We start from the raw sequence: 15,241 nt of genomic DNA on the forward strand, positions 1-15,241 counted from the left end.
GAACTCTTTGCGGTACGGGGGCCGCGACGCCGGTTTCGTGGTCAGGCCGTGCGTCGGCGGGCCCGGAGGCGCACCCTGGAAGCAGCGGTTCCGGAGGTGATCGTCATGATGCACACCGCTGTGGGATGGCACATCGAGCTGGAGTTCCAGGAAGACGACCAGAAGACACGGGCGGCGGCGCTCGTACGGCTGCCCGACGGGAAAGAGGTACGGGCCAACGGATACGCGAGCCGCCACCACACCGACTCCAATCAGCCGCGGGTCGGCGAGGAGATAGCGGGCGCGCGGGCCCTCAACGAGCTGGCCATGAAACTGCTCACCAAGGCCCACGACGAGATAGACGAGGCGTCGGGCAGGACGTCCCACCCGATCGCCCTGTGAGAGGTGACGTGTCCGCGTGACCGGCGGCTGTCCACGGCCCCGTGCGGCCGGGGGCAGTCGTCGCCCCGCCGCGTCCGCGCGGAGAGCGGTCGCCCGTCCGCCGCGTCGGGGTGGCCGGGCGGGCGGGCCGTGGACGGGGTGCCAAGCGACTGTGGACTGGGTGCGAACGACAGCGGGGGAAACGTCGCGCATGCTGGGGATCGCCGCTCACGGAGGGCGGCCGTCCGGTTCATCGGATCGCGCCAGGGCACACTGCGGGGGAGTTCTGGGGCGTCTTCGGTGTACTGGCGGCCGCCCCTTCGCTCCACTGGGTCGGGTGAGGGGGCCTTATGGGGCTGGGGTGCTGTTTCTTTGGCGGCTGCGGGTCGAGTGTGCCTTGTCGCGCAGTTCCCCGCGCCCCCAAGAAGCTCCGCGAGCCCTATTGAGGCAGGGCGGACCTCAGTGCCTTCACCAGTGCCTGGGCCCTCGGGTCCGCCGTGACCGTTGTGCGGTAGCCGTTGGTGAGATAGGCGAAGGCGGTGGCCGAGTCCGGGTCGGCGAAGCCCAGGGGGCCGCCTCGGCCGGGGTGGCCGAAGGAGGCGGGCCCGAGGAGCGGGGACGCGGCGCCGTGGAGCATGTAGCCGAGGCCGAAGCGGGTGTTGACGACGAGGGTGCGGTCGGGGCCGGCCGACTCCTCGGCGCGGGCCGCCTCCATGGTGGCCGGGGCGAGCAGCCGTACACCGTCGACCTCGCCGATCAGGGCGGCGTAGAAGCGGGCCAGGCCGTCCGCCGTGGCGATGCCGTTGGTGGCGGGCAGCGGCGCCGCGCGGTACGCGGGGTCGTTCTGGTCGGGGAACGGGGTGATCGCGGCGAAGGCGCGCCGGGTGAGGGAGCCGGGGTCGTCGTAGGCCTCGGTGACCGAGCGCTTCGGGCGCAGGCGCAGTCCCCCGGTGGGCTCGGGCACGGACGGCAGCCGTCCGGCGCGGCCCACCCGGTCCTGGGCCGCCACCGGCTCGGGCAGGCCGAGCCAGAGGTCGAGGCCCAGGGGGGCCGCCATCTCCGAGGCGATCCACTCGCCGGTGCCCCGGCCGGTCACGCGGCGGACCAGTTCGTCGAGGAGCCAGCCGTACGTCAGGGGGTGGTAGCCGTGGGCGGTGCCGGGCTCCCAGGCGGGGGTCTGCGCGGCGACGGCCTCGGGGCCCCGGCGGGGGTCCAACGCCTCGGCGGGGGTGAGGGGTTGGTCGAGGACGGGCAGGCCCGCCCGGTGGTTGAGGACGTGGCGCACGAGTACGCCGTCCTTGCCGTGCGCCTTGAACTCGGGCCAGTAGCGGCCCACCGGCGCGTCCAGGTCCAGCTCGCCGCGCTCGGCCAGCATCAGGAGTACGGCGGCGGCGACGCCCTTCGTCGCCGAGCGCATGATCTGGGCGGTGCCCTGCTGCCAGGGTTCGTCGCCGTCCACGTCGCGGGTGCCGGCCCACAGGTCGACGACCTTGCGGCCGTGCCGGTAGACGACGACCGCCGCGCCCTTCTCGCCGAGCGCCTCGAAGTTGCGCCGGAACGCCTCCCGCACCGGCTCGAAGCCCTCGGCGACCGTGCCGTTCACATCCACGCCGGCGCTCCGTTCCGTTCACTCGCCACGACGACGGGTGCAACGTACACGCACGGTCGGTGATTCCTCCGGCCGGGGTTCGAGGGGGCCTCGTGCCGTGCCCGGCCGGGTCGCTCCGGGCGCGAGGCCCCTCAGCCGAGCACGATCGTCACGTCGATGTTGCCGCGGGTGGCGTTCGAGTACGGGCAGACCTGGTGGGCCGCGTCCACGAGCTTGGCCGCGATGTCCTGGTCGATGACGGGCAGGGAGACGCTGAGGGCGACGGCGAGGCCGTAGCCGCGCTGCTTGTTGGGGCCGATGCCGACCTTCGCGGCGACCGTGGAGCCGGTGAGGTCGTAGCCCTCGCGGCGTCCGACGAGGACCAGCGCGTTGTGGAAGCAGGAGCTGTAGCCGGCCGCGAAAAGCTGCTCGGGGTTGGTGCCGTCGCCGTCGCCGCCCAGCTGCGGGGGCATGGCGACCTTCAGGTCGATATGGCCGTCCTGGCTGGTGATGAAGCCGTCCCGGCCGCCGTGCGCGGTCGCCTCGGCGACATACATGATCTTGGTCGGACGGGTGTCCGGACGCGCCTCGGGAGGGATGTCGGAGCGGGTCTCGACAGCGGCGCCGTCAGTCATGAATGAGCCTCCCCCAGGAAAAGCGCGCACAAGTACATCGTGCACAAGGTACCGGCCGGTAGGTGGTCGGTGTTACCAGGGGGTAGTAACCGGGGGTAACGGCGCGGGCCCCGCAGAAGCGCGGGTCGCGCGACGCCGCCGGGGCCCCGCCCTCAGGGAGCGGTCCTCCCCGCCGAGCGCTCCGCGCGTGCCGTCAACTCCCAGAGTTCCGCGCGCAGGCGGGCCACGTCGTCGCCCCGCAGGCCCGTCGTGGCGGCCAGGGTCTCGGGGATCGCCTCCGCCCGGCCCCGGAGCTGTTCACCGCGCCCCGTGAGGGTGACCTGGACCGAGCGCTCGTCGCGGGCGGAGCGGCGCCGGCTCAGCAGGCCCGCCGACTCCAGTCGTTTCAGCAGGGGGGAGACCGTGCCGTAGTCCAGCCGCAGGGCGCCCGCCAGCTCCTTGACCGTGGTCTCGCGCCGCTCCCACAGGCAGAGCATGACCAGGTACTGCGGGTAGGTGAGGCCGAGTTCGTCGAGCAGCGGGCGGTACGCGGCGGTGACCGCGCGCTGGGCCGCGTACAGCGCGAAGCACAACTGCTCGTCGAGGAGCAGCGACCCCTGCCACGCGGCGTCCTCCTGATTCGTCACGCGCCCCATTGTCCTCAGCTCCCCGCGGCGACCGACCTCGGGTCGAAGCCGAACGGCAGCTCCAGGCGGTGGGCCCGCATCAGGTCGTCGTCCGCGAGGAGTTCCCCGGTGGGCCCGTCGGCCGCGATGACGCCCTCGCTGAGCACCAGCGAACGCGGGCACAGCTCCAGGGCGTACGGCAGGTCGTGGGTGACCATGAGGACGGTGACGTCCAGGGAGCGCAGGATGTCGGCGAGTTCTCGGCGTGAGGCGGGGTCGAGGTTGGACGACGGCTCGTCGAGGACGAGGATCTCCGGCTCCATGGCGAGGACGGTGGCGACGGCGACCCGGCGGCGCTGGCCGAAGGAGAGGTGGTGCGGGGGCCGGTCCTTGAACTCCGCCATGCCGACCCGGGCGAGCGCGCGGTCGACGCGGGCCTCCAGTTCGGGGCCCTTCATCCCCGCGGCGGCCGGGCCGAAGGCCACGTCCTCCCGCACGGTCGGCATGAAGAGCTGGTCGTCGGGGTCCTGGAAGACGATGCCGACCTTCCGCCGGATCTCCGCCATGTGCCGCTTGCCGACCGGCAGTCCGGCGACGGTGACCGTGCCGGCGCCCCCGGTGAGGATGCCGTTGAGGTGCAGGACGAGCGTGGTCTTGCCCGCGCCGTTCGGCCCGAGCAGCGCGACCCGTTCGCCCCGGCCGATGGTGAAGTCGACGCCGAACAGGGCCTGGTGGCCGTCGGGGTAGGCGAAGGCCAGCCCGGCGACTTCGAGGGACGGGGGTGCGGGTTCCTTGGACACGGTCACAGGGTCCATCCCAGCAGACAGACGACGAGCGCGGCGAACGGGAGGGCGAAGGCGTACGACCACTGCGCCCGCGAGGCGGTGACCTCGTCGATCACGGGCATGGTGCCGGCGTACCCCCGGCTGATCATGGCGAGGTGGACCCGCTCCCCGCGTTCGTAGGAGCGGATGAACAGCGCACCGGCGGACTTGGCGAGTACACCCCAGTGCCGTACGCCGCTCGCCTCGAAGCCGCGTGACTCGCGGGCGATCCGCATCCGGCGCATCTCGTCGGTGATGACGTCGCCGTAGCGGATCATGAAGGAGGCGATCTGGACGAGCAGCGGCGGCAGTTTGAGGCGTTGCAGTCCGAGGAGGAGTTCGCGCAGCTCGGTGGTGGCGGCGAGGAGGACGGACGCGGCGACGCCGAGGGTGCCCTTGGCGAGGACGTTCCAGGCGCCCCACAGGCCGCTGACGCTCAGCGACATGCCGAGCACCTCGACCCGTTCGCCCTGCGCCACGAACGGCATGAGCAGGGCGAAGGCGACGAACGGGATCTCGATCAGCAGCCGCCGCAGCAGGAACCCGGCGGGTACCCGCGCGAGATACGCGACCGTGGCGAGCAGCACGGCGTACAGCCCGAACGCCCACATCGCCTCGCGCGGGGTCGACACGACGACGACCACGAAGGCGAGGACGGCCGCGAGTTTGGTGTGCGGCGGCAGGGCGTGCACGGGCGAGTGCGCGTGCCGGTAGAGCTTGTGCGCGTGGCCGGCGCCCATGTCAGACGCTCTCGGGCACGGAGGACGGGGACGCGGCCTCGGTCTCGCCGCCCCGGCGCTTGCGCACGGCCCAGAAGATCCCGGTGCCGGCGACGACGGTGACGCCGACGCCGATCACGCCCGCGAGCCCGCCGGAGAGCCGGGTGTCGGTGAGGCCCTTGACGCCGTAGTCGGCGAGCGGGGAGTCGGCGGCGGCGTGGTCCTCGGCCTTGGCGTCGATGCCCTTGTCGGCGGCGACCTTCTCCAGCCCGTCCGGGTCGGCGGAGGCGTAGAAGCTGACGACACCGGCGAGAAGGAGGGAGGTGCCGAGCCCGGCGAGGACGAGCCCCCGTGCCGACCGGGCGGCCACCGGCACCGGCGCGGACCCGGCGGCCGGGGCGTCGACGAGTTCGCCGTTCACCCGGAGCTTCAGCGGGGCGGTCAGACCGCGGGCGCCGTACACCAGGTCCGGGCGTACGGCGATGACGGCGCCGACCGTGGCGGCGGTGATCGCGGCCTCGCCGATGCCGATGAGGGTGTGGACGCCGACCATGGCGGTCAGGACGGAGCCGAGCGGCACGTCCGTGGTGCCGCCGACGGCGTAGACGAACGTGAAGGCGGCGGCCGCGGCGGGCACCGAGACGAGCGCGGCGACGAAGGCGGAGACGGTGACGGAGGGCCGCTTCCGCGGCAGGATCCTGACCAGCCCGCGGAAGACGACGTACGCCACGAGCGTGGTGACCACGGCCATGATGCTGATGTTCACGCCGAGCGCGGTGAGGCCGCCGTCGGCGAAGAGGATGCCCTGCATGAGGAGCACCACGGACACGCACAGGACCCCGGTGTAGGGGCCCACGAGTATCGCGGCGAGCGCGCCTCCGAGCAGATGGCCGCTGGTCCCGGCCGCGACCGGGAAGTTCAGCATCTGCACGGCGAAGATGAACGCGGCGACCAGTCCGGCGAGCGGGGCCGTCCGTTCGTCCAGTTCCCGTCGCGCCCCGCGCAGGCTGACGGCGACGGCACCTGCGGCGACGACACCGGCGACCGCCGAGACGGGGGCGTTGATGAATCCGTCGGGGACATGCATGCGAGGGCTCGCTCTCCGGATCGCCGTTCGGCGATCGCATCCGGCTGCGCGTGGCTGGAACCTTACGATGATAGGGCCTTATTGCGAGGGTCTTGCAAGAGCGCCTTCGCGTCGATTAGCGAACGGGTCGCCGTCCTCGGTTCGGCCCGGCGCCCCTTCCGCGGGCGAATGGCGAAAAATGTGCGACATTGGAGAGGCACGGAGAGCGGGTCAACAGCTTCTGCTTGGATCACTCAGCGTGAGGAGCCGCACGATGCCTGTCACCATCGAGCAGTACGCACGGGCTCATGTCGTCACGGACTCCCCCGAGGACCGGGACACGGTCCCCGTGATCCTGCGCTACGACCCCGACGGCGGCCCCTCCGCCGTCCACGTGGGGCTGCCCGGTCCGCACGAGTGGACCTTCCCCCGCGACCTCCTGGAACGCGGCCTGAACAATCCGGCCACCGCGGGCCCCGTCAGCATCTGGCCCTGCGGACGGGTCCAGGCCGTCATGGAGTTCCACTCCGCCCACGGGGTCGCGGTGATGCAGTTCGACACCAAGGCCCTGATGCGCTTCCTCCGCCGCACCTACACGGCCGCGCCGGTGGCGCACTGAGCGTCACCGCGTTCCCGCCGAGTGCCGTCGCCACGTCGACCGTTATCGCGTTCCGGCGAGTCCCGGTGGCGTGTCGAGCGTCACCGCGTTCCGGCGAGTCCCGGTGGCGTGTCGTGGAGTTGACGCGTTCCGGCCGACCGCGCCTGCCGCCGCGGCATGGTCCAGCAGAATGGCCGGATGGCCGACGAGATGCACAAGGGCGGGCTCACGACGCCCGGTTCGCTGCGTGAACTGTGGGCGGTACGGCACGGGCAGAGCACCGCGAACGTCGCCTTCGCCGAGGCCGAGCGGAGCGGCTCGGCAGAACTGCCGGTCGCCGGACGGGACATGGACGTCCCGCTGTCGCCGCTCGGGCGGGAGCAGGCCGGGGCGCTGGGCGGGTGGCTCGCCGGACGGGAGGAGGGGGCGGGGCCGGACCTGGTCGTCTGTTCACCGTATGCGCGGGCCCGGGAGACCTGGGAGGTCATGGCCGCGCATCCGCGGGTGACGCCGCCTCCCCTGCTCGTCGACGAGCGGCTGCGGGACCGGGAGATGGGGGTGTTCGAACTGCATCCACCGGGTGCGCTGCGGGCGCGCGCACCCGAGGAGGCCGCTCGCCGGGCACTGCTCGGCGAGTGGGCGTACCGGCCGCCGGGCGGGGAGGCGATGACCGATGTCGCGCTGCGCGTAAGGGACTTCGTCTCGGAGCTGGACCGCACCGCGCCCGGAAGGCGGGTGCTGCTCGTGGCGCACGACGCGATCGTCATCACCCTCCGCTTCGTCCTGGCCGGCCTGGGCGCACCCTCGCCCGACACGCTGCCGCCGGTCCCCAACGCCTCGGTCTCGTGGTGGAACGGCACGGGCGGACGGCTGCGTCTGGTGCGGTGGGGGGACACCGCGCACCTCGTCAGAACCGACAGCACCTGCGGCCACGTCTCCGCCGACGGCTCCGACCGCGACCGCGGCCACGGCGCCCACCCCGACCTCGACCACGACGGAGGGACGACCTCATGACGGAGCAGCCCGATTCCGAGCCCGTGCTCTCGCACGTGGAGCCGCTGAGCGGCGGCCTGTACGCCGACCAGCCCTACGAGGCCGCCCTCGGTGACCTGCGCAGGGCCGTCGGCGAGGTCTCGGCCGCACTGCGCGACGCGACCGGAGCCACCCGCGAGCACCTGCTCGAACGCCAGCGGGAGCTGAACCGGCTCCAGCTGCGGCTGCGCCCCGACGACCCGGACGCCCTGGCCGACGCGCACGCCCTGTGCCGCCGGGTCCGCGCGGAACTGGCCCGACGGCCGGGCGGGGACGCGTGAACCAGCCGCCGAACGCCCCCGCCGCGCCGAAGGGGCCGACCCTGGAAGGGCGGCTGCCCCTCGCCGAGAACCAGCGGATCTTCCGCGAGGAGATCGCCCCGGTCTTCCTCGACGGCTGCGCACCGCAACGGGCCCCGGTCGCCGTGATCGTGGCCGGGCAGACCGGCGCAGGGAAGACCGCCGTGACCCGCATGGTCAAGGACGCGCTGGACCGGGGCGGTCCCGCGGCCTGGATCAACATGGACTTCTACAACCCGCACCACCCCGAGTACGCCCGCTGGCAGGCCGAACGCCCCCAGGAGGCGGACGCGCTGGTCCGTCCGGACGGTGACCGCTGGTGGGAGCAGGCCCAGGAGCTCGCCCTCTCGCGCGGCTACAACATCCTGCTCGAATCGGCGATGGTCACCCCGGCCGAGTACGAGGACATCTGCCGCCGTATCCGCTCCGCGCAGCTCCCCGAGGGGGTCGCCCCGTACCGCATCGAGACCGCGTTCGTGGCCGTCCCCGGCCCCGTCAGCCGCCTCGGCGTCATGACCCGCTACCTCGACGAACTCCAGCGGCACGGCCACGGCCGCCTGGTCGACCCCGACATCCACGACGCGGCGCTGCGCGGGGTGGTACGGGGCGCCGCCGCCCTGGAACGCGAGGGCCTGGGCGACTTCGCCACGGTGATGCGCCGGGGAGGGGAGACCGTGCACATGGGCTACATCGCCCCCGGCGGCCTCCCCGCCGACGCCATGGGGACGAGGGGGGCGGGGGCGTCGCTGGTGGCCGCCGTCGAGCGGGAGCACGCGCGGGTGCAGACGACCGCCGAGGCTTCGCAGTTCGCGGCGAGGCACGCGGCGGCGGTCGTGACCGCCCCGGACTACGCCCTGCCGGAACTGGAGCGCATAGCCCGCTCCGCCGCGCCGATCCTGCCGGCGCCCGAGGCCCCGTGGCGCGCCGTCGCCGACCGCGCGGCGGCGCTGCGCACGGCGGAGCCGCCGCGCCAACCGGAGCCGACGCTCCTGGCCCGCGGCGACCACGAGGTCATCGACCTCCTCGCCCACAACCTGGCCGAGCGGCACACCGCCCTCTCCCAGGGCACCGACAACCCGGCGACCGCCGCACGCCACGAGCACACCACCGACCGCCTGCTCGGCGAACTGGCCCGCCGCTCCGCCCTGTCACCGGAGGCACGCGGCAGCGAGGAGGTCCGACGCCGGGCCCTGCGGGCGGCTCGGGCCGCCCCCGCGTCGCAGGCGGCACCGCCGGCTTCCCGACCGGATCGGGCATCCGGCACAGCCACCGGCCCGGGTGTCGGGGTCGCTCCGGGCACGGGAGCGGGGGTCGGCGCGGGCACGGGGGCCGGGCGGGATCCGGGCGCGGGCGCGCGGACGGGAGCGGGCGCGGGCGCGGGGGCCGCGCCCGGCACAGGCGCGGCGGCCGGCTCCGGGACCAACCCCGCGGCGGCCGCCGCGGCCGCCCGCAGCCGGTCGGCCGCCGCCCCCCGGCCACCGACGAGCGGTGCGCGTACCCCCGCCACCGCTCCCCGCGCCCTCCCGGCCGCCCGCCCCACCGAACCGCCGACCGGGCGCGGCCGCTGACCGGGGCGCGGCCGCTGACCGGGGGCGGGCGCCGCGGACGTGCGGACGCCCGCCCCCCCCACGGCGATCCGAAACGCCGGAACGCCGCAGCGCCCTACACGGGAACCGTGAGCGCCGCCGTGTACCCCTTCGCCACGCCGCCCGTCATGGTGGCCAGCTGCCGGTCGTAGCCGTCGCTGAAGATGCCGTCGGTCTCCAGGGACAGCTCGCTGAGGTTGGTGACGCTCTGGCTGTAGCCCTCCGTCGCGTACACGGCGTCGCAGACGTCCTTGGGGAAGGCGAGCTGCGACGTGGCCACGACGTCCTGCGCGGCGGTGGCGTCGTCCAGGCTGTCGTACACCTCGAAGTGGATGTGCGGCCAGCGGCCGGTGTAGCAGCCGGGGAAGACCGACGTGAAGGTGACCCGGCCCTTGGCGTCCGTCTCCTGGACGCCGCGCAGGTAGTTCTCCTCGGTGGCGCCCTCGGAGTAGAGGGAGTAGCGCCCCTCCCGGTCGCAGTGCCAGAGGTAGACGGCCGCGCCCTCCTTCGGTGTCTCGCACCCGGAGTCCGTCCCGACGACGGTGAGCGTCACCGTCAGCGGTACGCCCTCGGCGACACCGCTCGCCGAGCCGATGCTCCTGGTGATGTCCCGCCGGACGACACCGCTCTCCTTGAGGACGTTCGGCCCGTTGGAGCCGTCCCCGGGATACGGGCCGGCCGTCTCGCTCGGGATGGTCTCGCAGTCCGCGCCGGACGAGGACGAGGACGAGCCGGAGGACGACGACGGGGATGCCGTCCCGCCCGACTCGTCCGAGGAACAGGCCGCCACAAGCGGCACCATGCTCGCCCCGGCCAGCAGCCGGATCATGCGCCGCCGCGCCAGCACCGGCAGATCGTGGGAGAGTCCTCTGTCGAACTCGTCATCATGGCCGTGGTCATCGTCCTTGCCGTGGTCGTGGCCGTGGGCGTGGCTGCGGTCGTGGCTGCGGCCGTGCGGTTTCTCGCTCATGGTGGGCCTGCGCGCTCTCTCGTCCGTTCCCGTCATGGGTTGCGCGTGATGCTACGAGCACAACCTGTGGAAACTTCAAGCTTCTCCGACGGACTCCCGGTGTGCCTCCTGTGACACCGACGGTCGCAGTCGGTGCGGAGGACACTCACGCCCCGACCGTCCCGTCCACCCCCTCCCTCAGGAGGTCCGCGTGGCCGTTGTGGCGGCCGTACTCCAGCAGGACGTGGAGCATGACCATCCGCAGGGAGACCTCCTCGCCCCAGCGCGGCTGGTGGCCGGTCAGATCGAGGGAGGGCGCCTCGCGCTCGATACGGCGGGAGTTCGCGACCTCCGCCTCCCACGCCCCGAACGCCTCCGCCCGTGTGGAGGCGCGGTCGTCGTACGCGGCCTGGAAGTCGATCTCGTCGGACCAGACCATGGGCGCCTCACGGTCCTCGAACACCCGGCGGAACCAGGCCCGTTCCACCTCGGCCAGGTGGCGGACCAGCGCGAGCAGCGACAGCGTCGACGGCGGCATCGACCGCTGTCGCAGCTCGGCGTCGGTGAGGCCCTCGCACTTCATGGCGAGGGTCGCGCGGTGGTAGTCGAGGCAGGCCCGCAGCGTCTCCCGTTCGGTGCCGACGTGGGGCGGTCCCACACGCTTGTCCTCGGCCATCGGCCGTCCTCCTCGTCCTCCGGCGCCGGCCGGCTCCGGCGCCCTCAGGGAATCCTGTCGAAGAACGCGCGGATGTCGGCCGCCAGGGCCTCCGGCTCGTCCATCCCCACGAAGTGGTGGCCCGGATTGGACTCCGGCCAGTGCACGATCCGGTTGTCGCGCTCGGCGAGGCGGCGGACGGCGGGCGGTCCGCAGTACACACCGGTCGGGACATGCCGTTGCCCCTCGGGCCAGGTGAACTCCCCGCGCTCGTACATGAACCAGGACGAGGTGCCGGACGTCCCGGTCAGCCAGTAGAGCGTGACGTTGGTGAGGAACAGGTCACGGTCCGTGTCCCGGATGCCGAAGTCCCGGAACTTCTGCATCATCCACGAGAGTTGGGCGACCGGGGAGTCGTGCCAGCCGTAGGCGAAGGTCTGCGGGGCGGCGCGGAGAAGGGTGTGGTGGTCGACGCCCTGCGACCACCGCTGGATCATGTCGTACAGCGCCCGCTCGTCCGCGCTCAGTTCGGGCAGGTCCTTCTCGGCCGGGAAGCCGAACCCGCCGTTGACGTGGACGCCGATGACGCGCTCGGGGGCCGCGCGGGCCACCGCCGGTGCCAGATAGGCACCCAGGTCGCCGCCCTGGGTGCCGTAGCGGTCGTAGCCGAGGCGGCGCATCAGCCCGGCCCACATCCGGCCCACCCGGTCCACGCCGAAGCCCGTCTCGCGCGGGCCCTCGGAGAAGGCGAAGCCGGGGACGGACGGGGCGACGACATGGAACCCGCGCTCGGTCAGCGGGCCGATCAGCCGGGTGAACTCCACGACGGAGTTGGGCCAGCCGTGGGAGAGGAGCAGGGGCACGGCGTCCGGCCGGGGCGAGCGGACGTGCAGGAAGTGGACGTCGAGGCCGTCGATCCTGGTCAGGTACTGGGGGAAGGCGTTGAGCCGGCGTTCGTGGACCCGCCAGTCGTACGCCGTGCGCCAGTACTCGGCCAGCTCCTTCACCTCCGCCGGCGGGATTCCCCGGTCGGCCCCGCCGGGCAGCTGCCGCGGCCAGCGCGTGCGCGCCAACCGGGCTTTCAGGTCGTCCAGTTCGGCCTGCGGGACGTCGATACGGAAGGGGCGGACCTGTGTGTCCATGATCGCTCCGGTTGCCTCGGCACGGGCTCGTACGACCACGCTAGGAACGATGTAGGTCAGATCCTGTCCCCCTTCGTGAGTGGCCCCCGCGCGTGCGGTGGCCGGTGAGGGCTCCCCGTCCCCACGGGGCCCTCACCGGCCGGTCCTGTGCGGAAGCCGTGGCGTCAGGCGCGCACGAGTTCCTTGTCGCGCTCCGTACCCTTCGGGTCGTCGCCGTGCGACGCCAGGCCCTCGCCCTCGACGTCGACGTTCGGCAGCGCCCGGTCCAGCCACTTCGGCAGCCACCAGGCCTTGTCGCCCAGCAGGGCGAGGACGGCCGGGACGATGGTCATCCGGACCACGAAGGCGTCGAAGAGGACGGCGACGGCGAGGCCGAAGCCGATCATCTTGACCATCGACTCGCTGGAGCCGATGAAGCCCGCGAAGACCGCCATCATGATGACCGCCGCGGCCGTCACCACCCGGGCCCCGTGCCGGAAGCCGGTGACCACGGCCTGTCCGGGACGCTCGCCGTGGACGTACGCCTCGCGCATCCGGGTCACCAGGAAGACCTCGTAGTCCATGGCGAGACCGAAGACGACGCCCACCATGAAGATCGGCATCATCGACATGATGGGGCCGGTCTCCTCGACCCCCACCAGGTCCGCCAGCCAGCCCCACTGGAAGACCGCGACCACCGCGCCGAGCGCCGCCATCACGCTGAGGAGGAAGCCGAGGGCCGCCTTCAGCGGGACGAGGACGGAGCGGAAGACCACGATCAGCAGCAGGAAGGCGAGGCCGACCACCAGGACCAGATACGGGACGAGCGCGTCGTCGAGCTTCTGGGAGACGTCGATGTTCATCGCCGTCGTACCGGTGACCAGGACGTTCGCGTCGGAGTCGGCCTTGATCCCGGCACCTGCGCCGCGGATCTCGTGGACCACGTCCTCGGTCGCCACGGAGGACGGCTTGGCGTCGGTGACGACGGTGATCATCGCCGTGTCACCGGCCTTGTTGTACGTCGCCGGGGTGACCGTGACGACGCCCTTCATGTCCTTGACCCTGTCGGAGACGTCCTTCACGGCGGCCTTGGGGTCGCTGGAGGAGCTCGCGTCGACCACGACCATCAGCGGGCCGTTGGAGCCGGGGCCGAAGCCCTCCGAGAGCAGGTCGTAGGCGCGCCGCTGGGTGGTGGACGTCGGCTGGGAGCCGTCGTCGGGCAGGCCGAGTTCGAGGGAGCTCGCCGGGATCGCGGCGGCGCCGAGGCCGAGGACGGCCACGAGCAGCACCTGCACCGGCCTGCGGACCACCAAACGGGCCCAGCGCGTCCCCATGTTGGGCTTCTCCGCCGCCGCGTCGCCGCCGGACGGGGCCTTCGCAGCCGCGCGACCGCCGCCCAGCCAGCGGGCCTTGTGCCCCGTCGGCCGGACCCTCTTCCCCGCGTACCCGAGGAGCGCCGGGACCATGGTGAGGGCGATGAGGACCGCGACGGCGACCGTGCCCGCCGCCGCGACGCCCATCTTGGTGAGCATCGGGATGTTGACGACCGCGAGGCCGACGAGGGCGATGACGACGGTCAGTCCGGCGAAGACCACGGCGGAGCCGGCCGTGCCGGTGGCCCGGCCCGCGGCCTCCTCGCGGTCGCGGCCCTCGGCGAGTTCCGCGCGGTAGCGGGAGACGATGAAGAGCGCGTAGTCGATGCCGACCGCGAGGCCGATCATCATCGCGAGCGTGGAGGTGGTCGTCCCGAGGTCGAGGGCGCTCGCCAGCGCGGTGATCGTGGCGACGCCGATGCCCACGCCGACGAGGGCGGTCAGCAGCGGCAGCCCGGCCGAGACCAGCGAGCCGAAGGTGATGACGAGGACGACCGCGGCGACGGCGATACCGATGATCTCCGTGGTGCCGGTGTGCGGCACGGCCTGGAGGGCGTCACCGCCGATCTCCACGGTCAGCCCGCTGTCCCGGGCGCCGTCGGCGGCGTCCTCCAGCGCGTCCTTGGAGGCGTCCTCCAGTTCCATGCCGGAGACCTCGTACCGGACCTGCGCGTACGCGATCGTGCCGTCCTCGGAGACCGACCCGGTCCTGAACGGGTCGGTGACCGAGGTGACCTCGGAGCCGGTGTCCAGTTCCCTGACCGTCCGCTCGACGGCCGCCTTGTTCGCGGCGTCGGCCATCTTCTCGCCCTCGGGCGCCTTGAAGACGACACGTGCGGTGGCGCCGTCGGCGTTCATACCGGGGAAGCGCCGGTCCAGCAGGTCGAAGGCCTTCTGCGCCTCGGTGCCGGGTACGGAGAAGGAGGAGGAGCCGGCGGCGGGCGCGGAGGCGGCGCCGACGCCCGCGAGGGTCAGCAGCGCGACCCAGATCAGGGCGACGAAGTGTCGTCGCCGGAAGGCGAGTCGGCCCAGTTTGTAGAGGAATGTGGCCACGGGTCGGTACTCCCGTTCAGGTCGTGGACGTGCAGGAGGGCAGGGGTGATCGGCCCGTGTACGGCCGTACCGGGGAGTACGCGAACAGGGTCGATCGGCCCGACGACGTGAGCGGTGGCGTCAGGTTCGGTTCAGCCGCGCGTCACGCGGCGATGGCCGGGGGTGCGTCAGTCGGTCGGTACACCGAGGGCGGGGAGGACCACGGCGTCGATGTACGAGACGAGGAAGGCCTGGGTCGGAGGCAGCTCTTCGAGCAGCGTCCGGGTGGCGAAGGCACCGAGCATCATGTGCATCAGGAACGCGAGCGCCGGGTTGTCCGGCCGGACCTCACCGCGCTCGACCGCGCGCCCCAGCAGCCGCTGGAACTCCGCGATCTGCGGCTCGATGAGGAACTCCCGGAACGCCGCGAGCAGTTCGGGGTTCGTGTGCACCGCCATGGCCAGGCCCCGCATGAGCGCGGAGTTCTGCTCCATGACGTGGTCGGACTCCCGCCGCGCCAGGGCGTGCAGGTCACCGCGGAGGGATCCGGTGTCGATGCCGGACGCGCACATCGACTTCTCCTTGCCGATCGCCTTCGCGACCAGCTCGGCCTTGCCGCCCCACTGGCGGTAGAGGGTGGCCTTGCTGGACCTGGTGCGGCCGGCCACGGCGTCCATGGTGAGGGCGTCGTAGCCGACTTCCCGGAGCAGGTCGAGCACGGCCGCGTACAGCTCGGCCTCGCGCTCGGGCGTGAGCCGACTGCGGCGCGCCGTCGCGGTCTCAGTCATCCCACTCTCCC

At 72.8% G+C, this 15,241-nt stretch carries 16 protein-coding genes; 5 read left to right on the forward strand and 11 right to left on the reverse strand.

Annotated elements, in window-relative coordinates; genetic code table 11:
* Nucleotides 1-105 precede the first annotated feature (105 nt).
* The gene (locus tag AC067N_RS11960; protein ID WP_468100763.1) at nucleotides 106-381 is read left to right on the forward strand and encodes a DUF1876 domain-containing protein; all 276 of its coding nucleotides are present in this window, start codon (nucleotides 106-108) and stop codon (nucleotides 379-381) included.
* Nucleotides 382-799: 418 nt separating this feature from the next.
* On the opposite strand, the gene AC067N_RS11965 is transcribed toward AC067N_RS11960, so the two are convergent.
* From AC067N_RS11965 to AC067N_RS11990, 6 genes are all read right to left on the reverse strand, one after another.
* Nucleotides 800-1,969: a serine hydrolase domain-containing protein gene (locus tag AC067N_RS11965; RefSeq protein ID WP_478678762.1), complete on the reverse strand. Its 1,170-nt coding sequence runs from the start codon at nucleotides 1,967-1,969 to the stop codon at nucleotides 800-802.
* A gap of 131 nt (nucleotides 1,970-2,100) precedes the next feature.
* Nucleotides 2,101-2,583 carry an organic hydroperoxide resistance protein gene (locus AC067N_RS11970; protein ID WP_478678763.1) on the reverse strand — a complete coding sequence of 161 codons (483 nt, stop codon included), beginning with the start codon at nucleotides 2,581-2,583 and terminating at the stop codon, nucleotides 2,101-2,103.
* Between the two features lie 152 nt (nucleotides 2,584-2,735).
* A complete protein-coding gene (locus tag AC067N_RS11975; protein ID WP_478678764.1) occupies nucleotides 2,736-3,209 on the reverse strand; it encodes a MarR family winged helix-turn-helix transcriptional regulator in 474 nt (157 codons plus the stop codon).
* Between the two features lie 14 nt (nucleotides 3,210-3,223).
* Nucleotides 3,224-4,003: an energy-coupling factor ABC transporter ATP-binding protein gene (locus tag AC067N_RS11980; RefSeq protein WP_478678765.1), complete on the reverse strand. Its 780-nt coding sequence runs from the start codon at nucleotides 4,001-4,003 to the stop codon at nucleotides 3,224-3,226.
* Nucleotides 3,991-4,752, reverse strand: a complete 762-nt coding sequence (gene cbiQ / locus AC067N_RS11985; RefSeq protein WP_478678766.1) for a cobalt ECF transporter T component CbiQ — start codon at nucleotides 4,750-4,752, stop codon at nucleotides 3,991-3,993. The genes AC067N_RS11980 and cbiQ overlap by 13 nt, the downstream gene beginning before the upstream one ends.
* A 1-nt stretch (nucleotide 4,753) precedes the next feature.
* Nucleotides 4,754-5,818 carry an energy-coupling factor ABC transporter permease gene (locus tag AC067N_RS11990; protein WP_478678767.1) on the reverse strand — a complete coding sequence of 355 codons (1,065 nt, stop codon included), beginning with the start codon at nucleotides 5,816-5,818 and terminating at the stop codon, nucleotides 4,754-4,756.
* 253 nt (nucleotides 5,819-6,071) lie between these two features.
* Here AC067N_RS11990 and AC067N_RS11995 point away from each other — a divergent pair, with 253 nt between their 5' ends.
* The 4 genes from AC067N_RS11995 (at nucleotide 6,072) to AC067N_RS12010 (ending at nucleotide 9,294) form a co-directional block, all read left to right on the forward strand.
* Nucleotides 6,072-6,416: an SsgA family sporulation/cell division regulator gene (locus AC067N_RS11995; RefSeq protein WP_478678768.1), complete on the forward strand. Its 345-nt coding sequence runs from the start codon at nucleotides 6,072-6,074 to the stop codon at nucleotides 6,414-6,416.
* A 177-nt stretch (nucleotides 6,417-6,593) separates the two neighbouring features.
* A complete protein-coding gene (locus AC067N_RS12000; protein WP_478678769.1) occupies nucleotides 6,594-7,409 on the forward strand; it encodes a histidine phosphatase family protein in 816 nt (271 codons plus the stop codon).
* On the forward strand, nucleotides 7,406-7,708 hold the full coding sequence (locus AC067N_RS12005) for a hypothetical protein (protein WP_478678770.1): 303 nt from the start codon (nucleotides 7,406-7,408) through the stop codon (nucleotides 7,706-7,708). The genes AC067N_RS12000 and AC067N_RS12005 overlap by 4 nt, the downstream gene beginning before the upstream one ends.
* Complete coding sequence (locus AC067N_RS12010; RefSeq protein ID WP_478678771.1) at nucleotides 7,705-9,294, forward strand: zeta toxin family protein; 1,590 nt, start codon at nucleotides 7,705-7,707, stop codon at nucleotides 9,292-9,294. Before AC067N_RS12005 ends, AC067N_RS12010 begins: the two co-directional genes overlap by 4 nt.
* A 94-nt stretch (nucleotides 9,295-9,388) precedes the next feature.
* Here AC067N_RS12010 and AC067N_RS12015 read toward each other — a convergent pair whose 3' ends face one another.
* From AC067N_RS12015 to AC067N_RS12035, 5 genes are all read right to left on the reverse strand, one after another.
* Nucleotides 9,389-10,282, reverse strand: coding sequence for an intradiol ring-cleavage dioxygenase (locus AC067N_RS12015; RefSeq protein ID WP_478678772.1), 894 nt, complete (start codon nucleotides 10,280-10,282; stop codon nucleotides 9,389-9,391).
* 145 nt (nucleotides 10,283-10,427) lie between these two features.
* Nucleotides 10,428-10,937: a DinB family protein gene (locus AC067N_RS12020; RefSeq protein ID WP_478678773.1), complete on the reverse strand. Its 510-nt coding sequence runs from the start codon at nucleotides 10,935-10,937 to the stop codon at nucleotides 10,428-10,430.
* A gap of 44 nt (nucleotides 10,938-10,981) precedes the next feature.
* Complete coding sequence (locus tag AC067N_RS12025; protein ID WP_478678774.1) at nucleotides 10,982-12,058, reverse strand: epoxide hydrolase family protein; 1,077 nt, start codon at nucleotides 12,056-12,058, stop codon at nucleotides 10,982-10,984.
* Nucleotides 12,059-12,222: 164 nt separating this feature from the next.
* On the reverse strand, nucleotides 12,223-14,463 hold the full coding sequence (locus tag AC067N_RS12030; RefSeq protein WP_478678775.1) for an MMPL family transporter: 2,241 nt from the start codon (nucleotides 14,461-14,463) through the stop codon (nucleotides 12,223-12,225).
* A 167-nt stretch (nucleotides 14,464-14,630) separates the two neighbouring features.
* Complete coding sequence (locus AC067N_RS12035; RefSeq protein ID WP_478678776.1) at nucleotides 14,631-15,230, reverse strand: TetR/AcrR family transcriptional regulator; 600 nt, start codon at nucleotides 15,228-15,230, stop codon at nucleotides 14,631-14,633.
* Nucleotides 15,231-15,241 lie beyond the last annotated feature (11 nt).

Source organism: Streptomyces sp. NPDC042364, assembly GCF_056437585.1.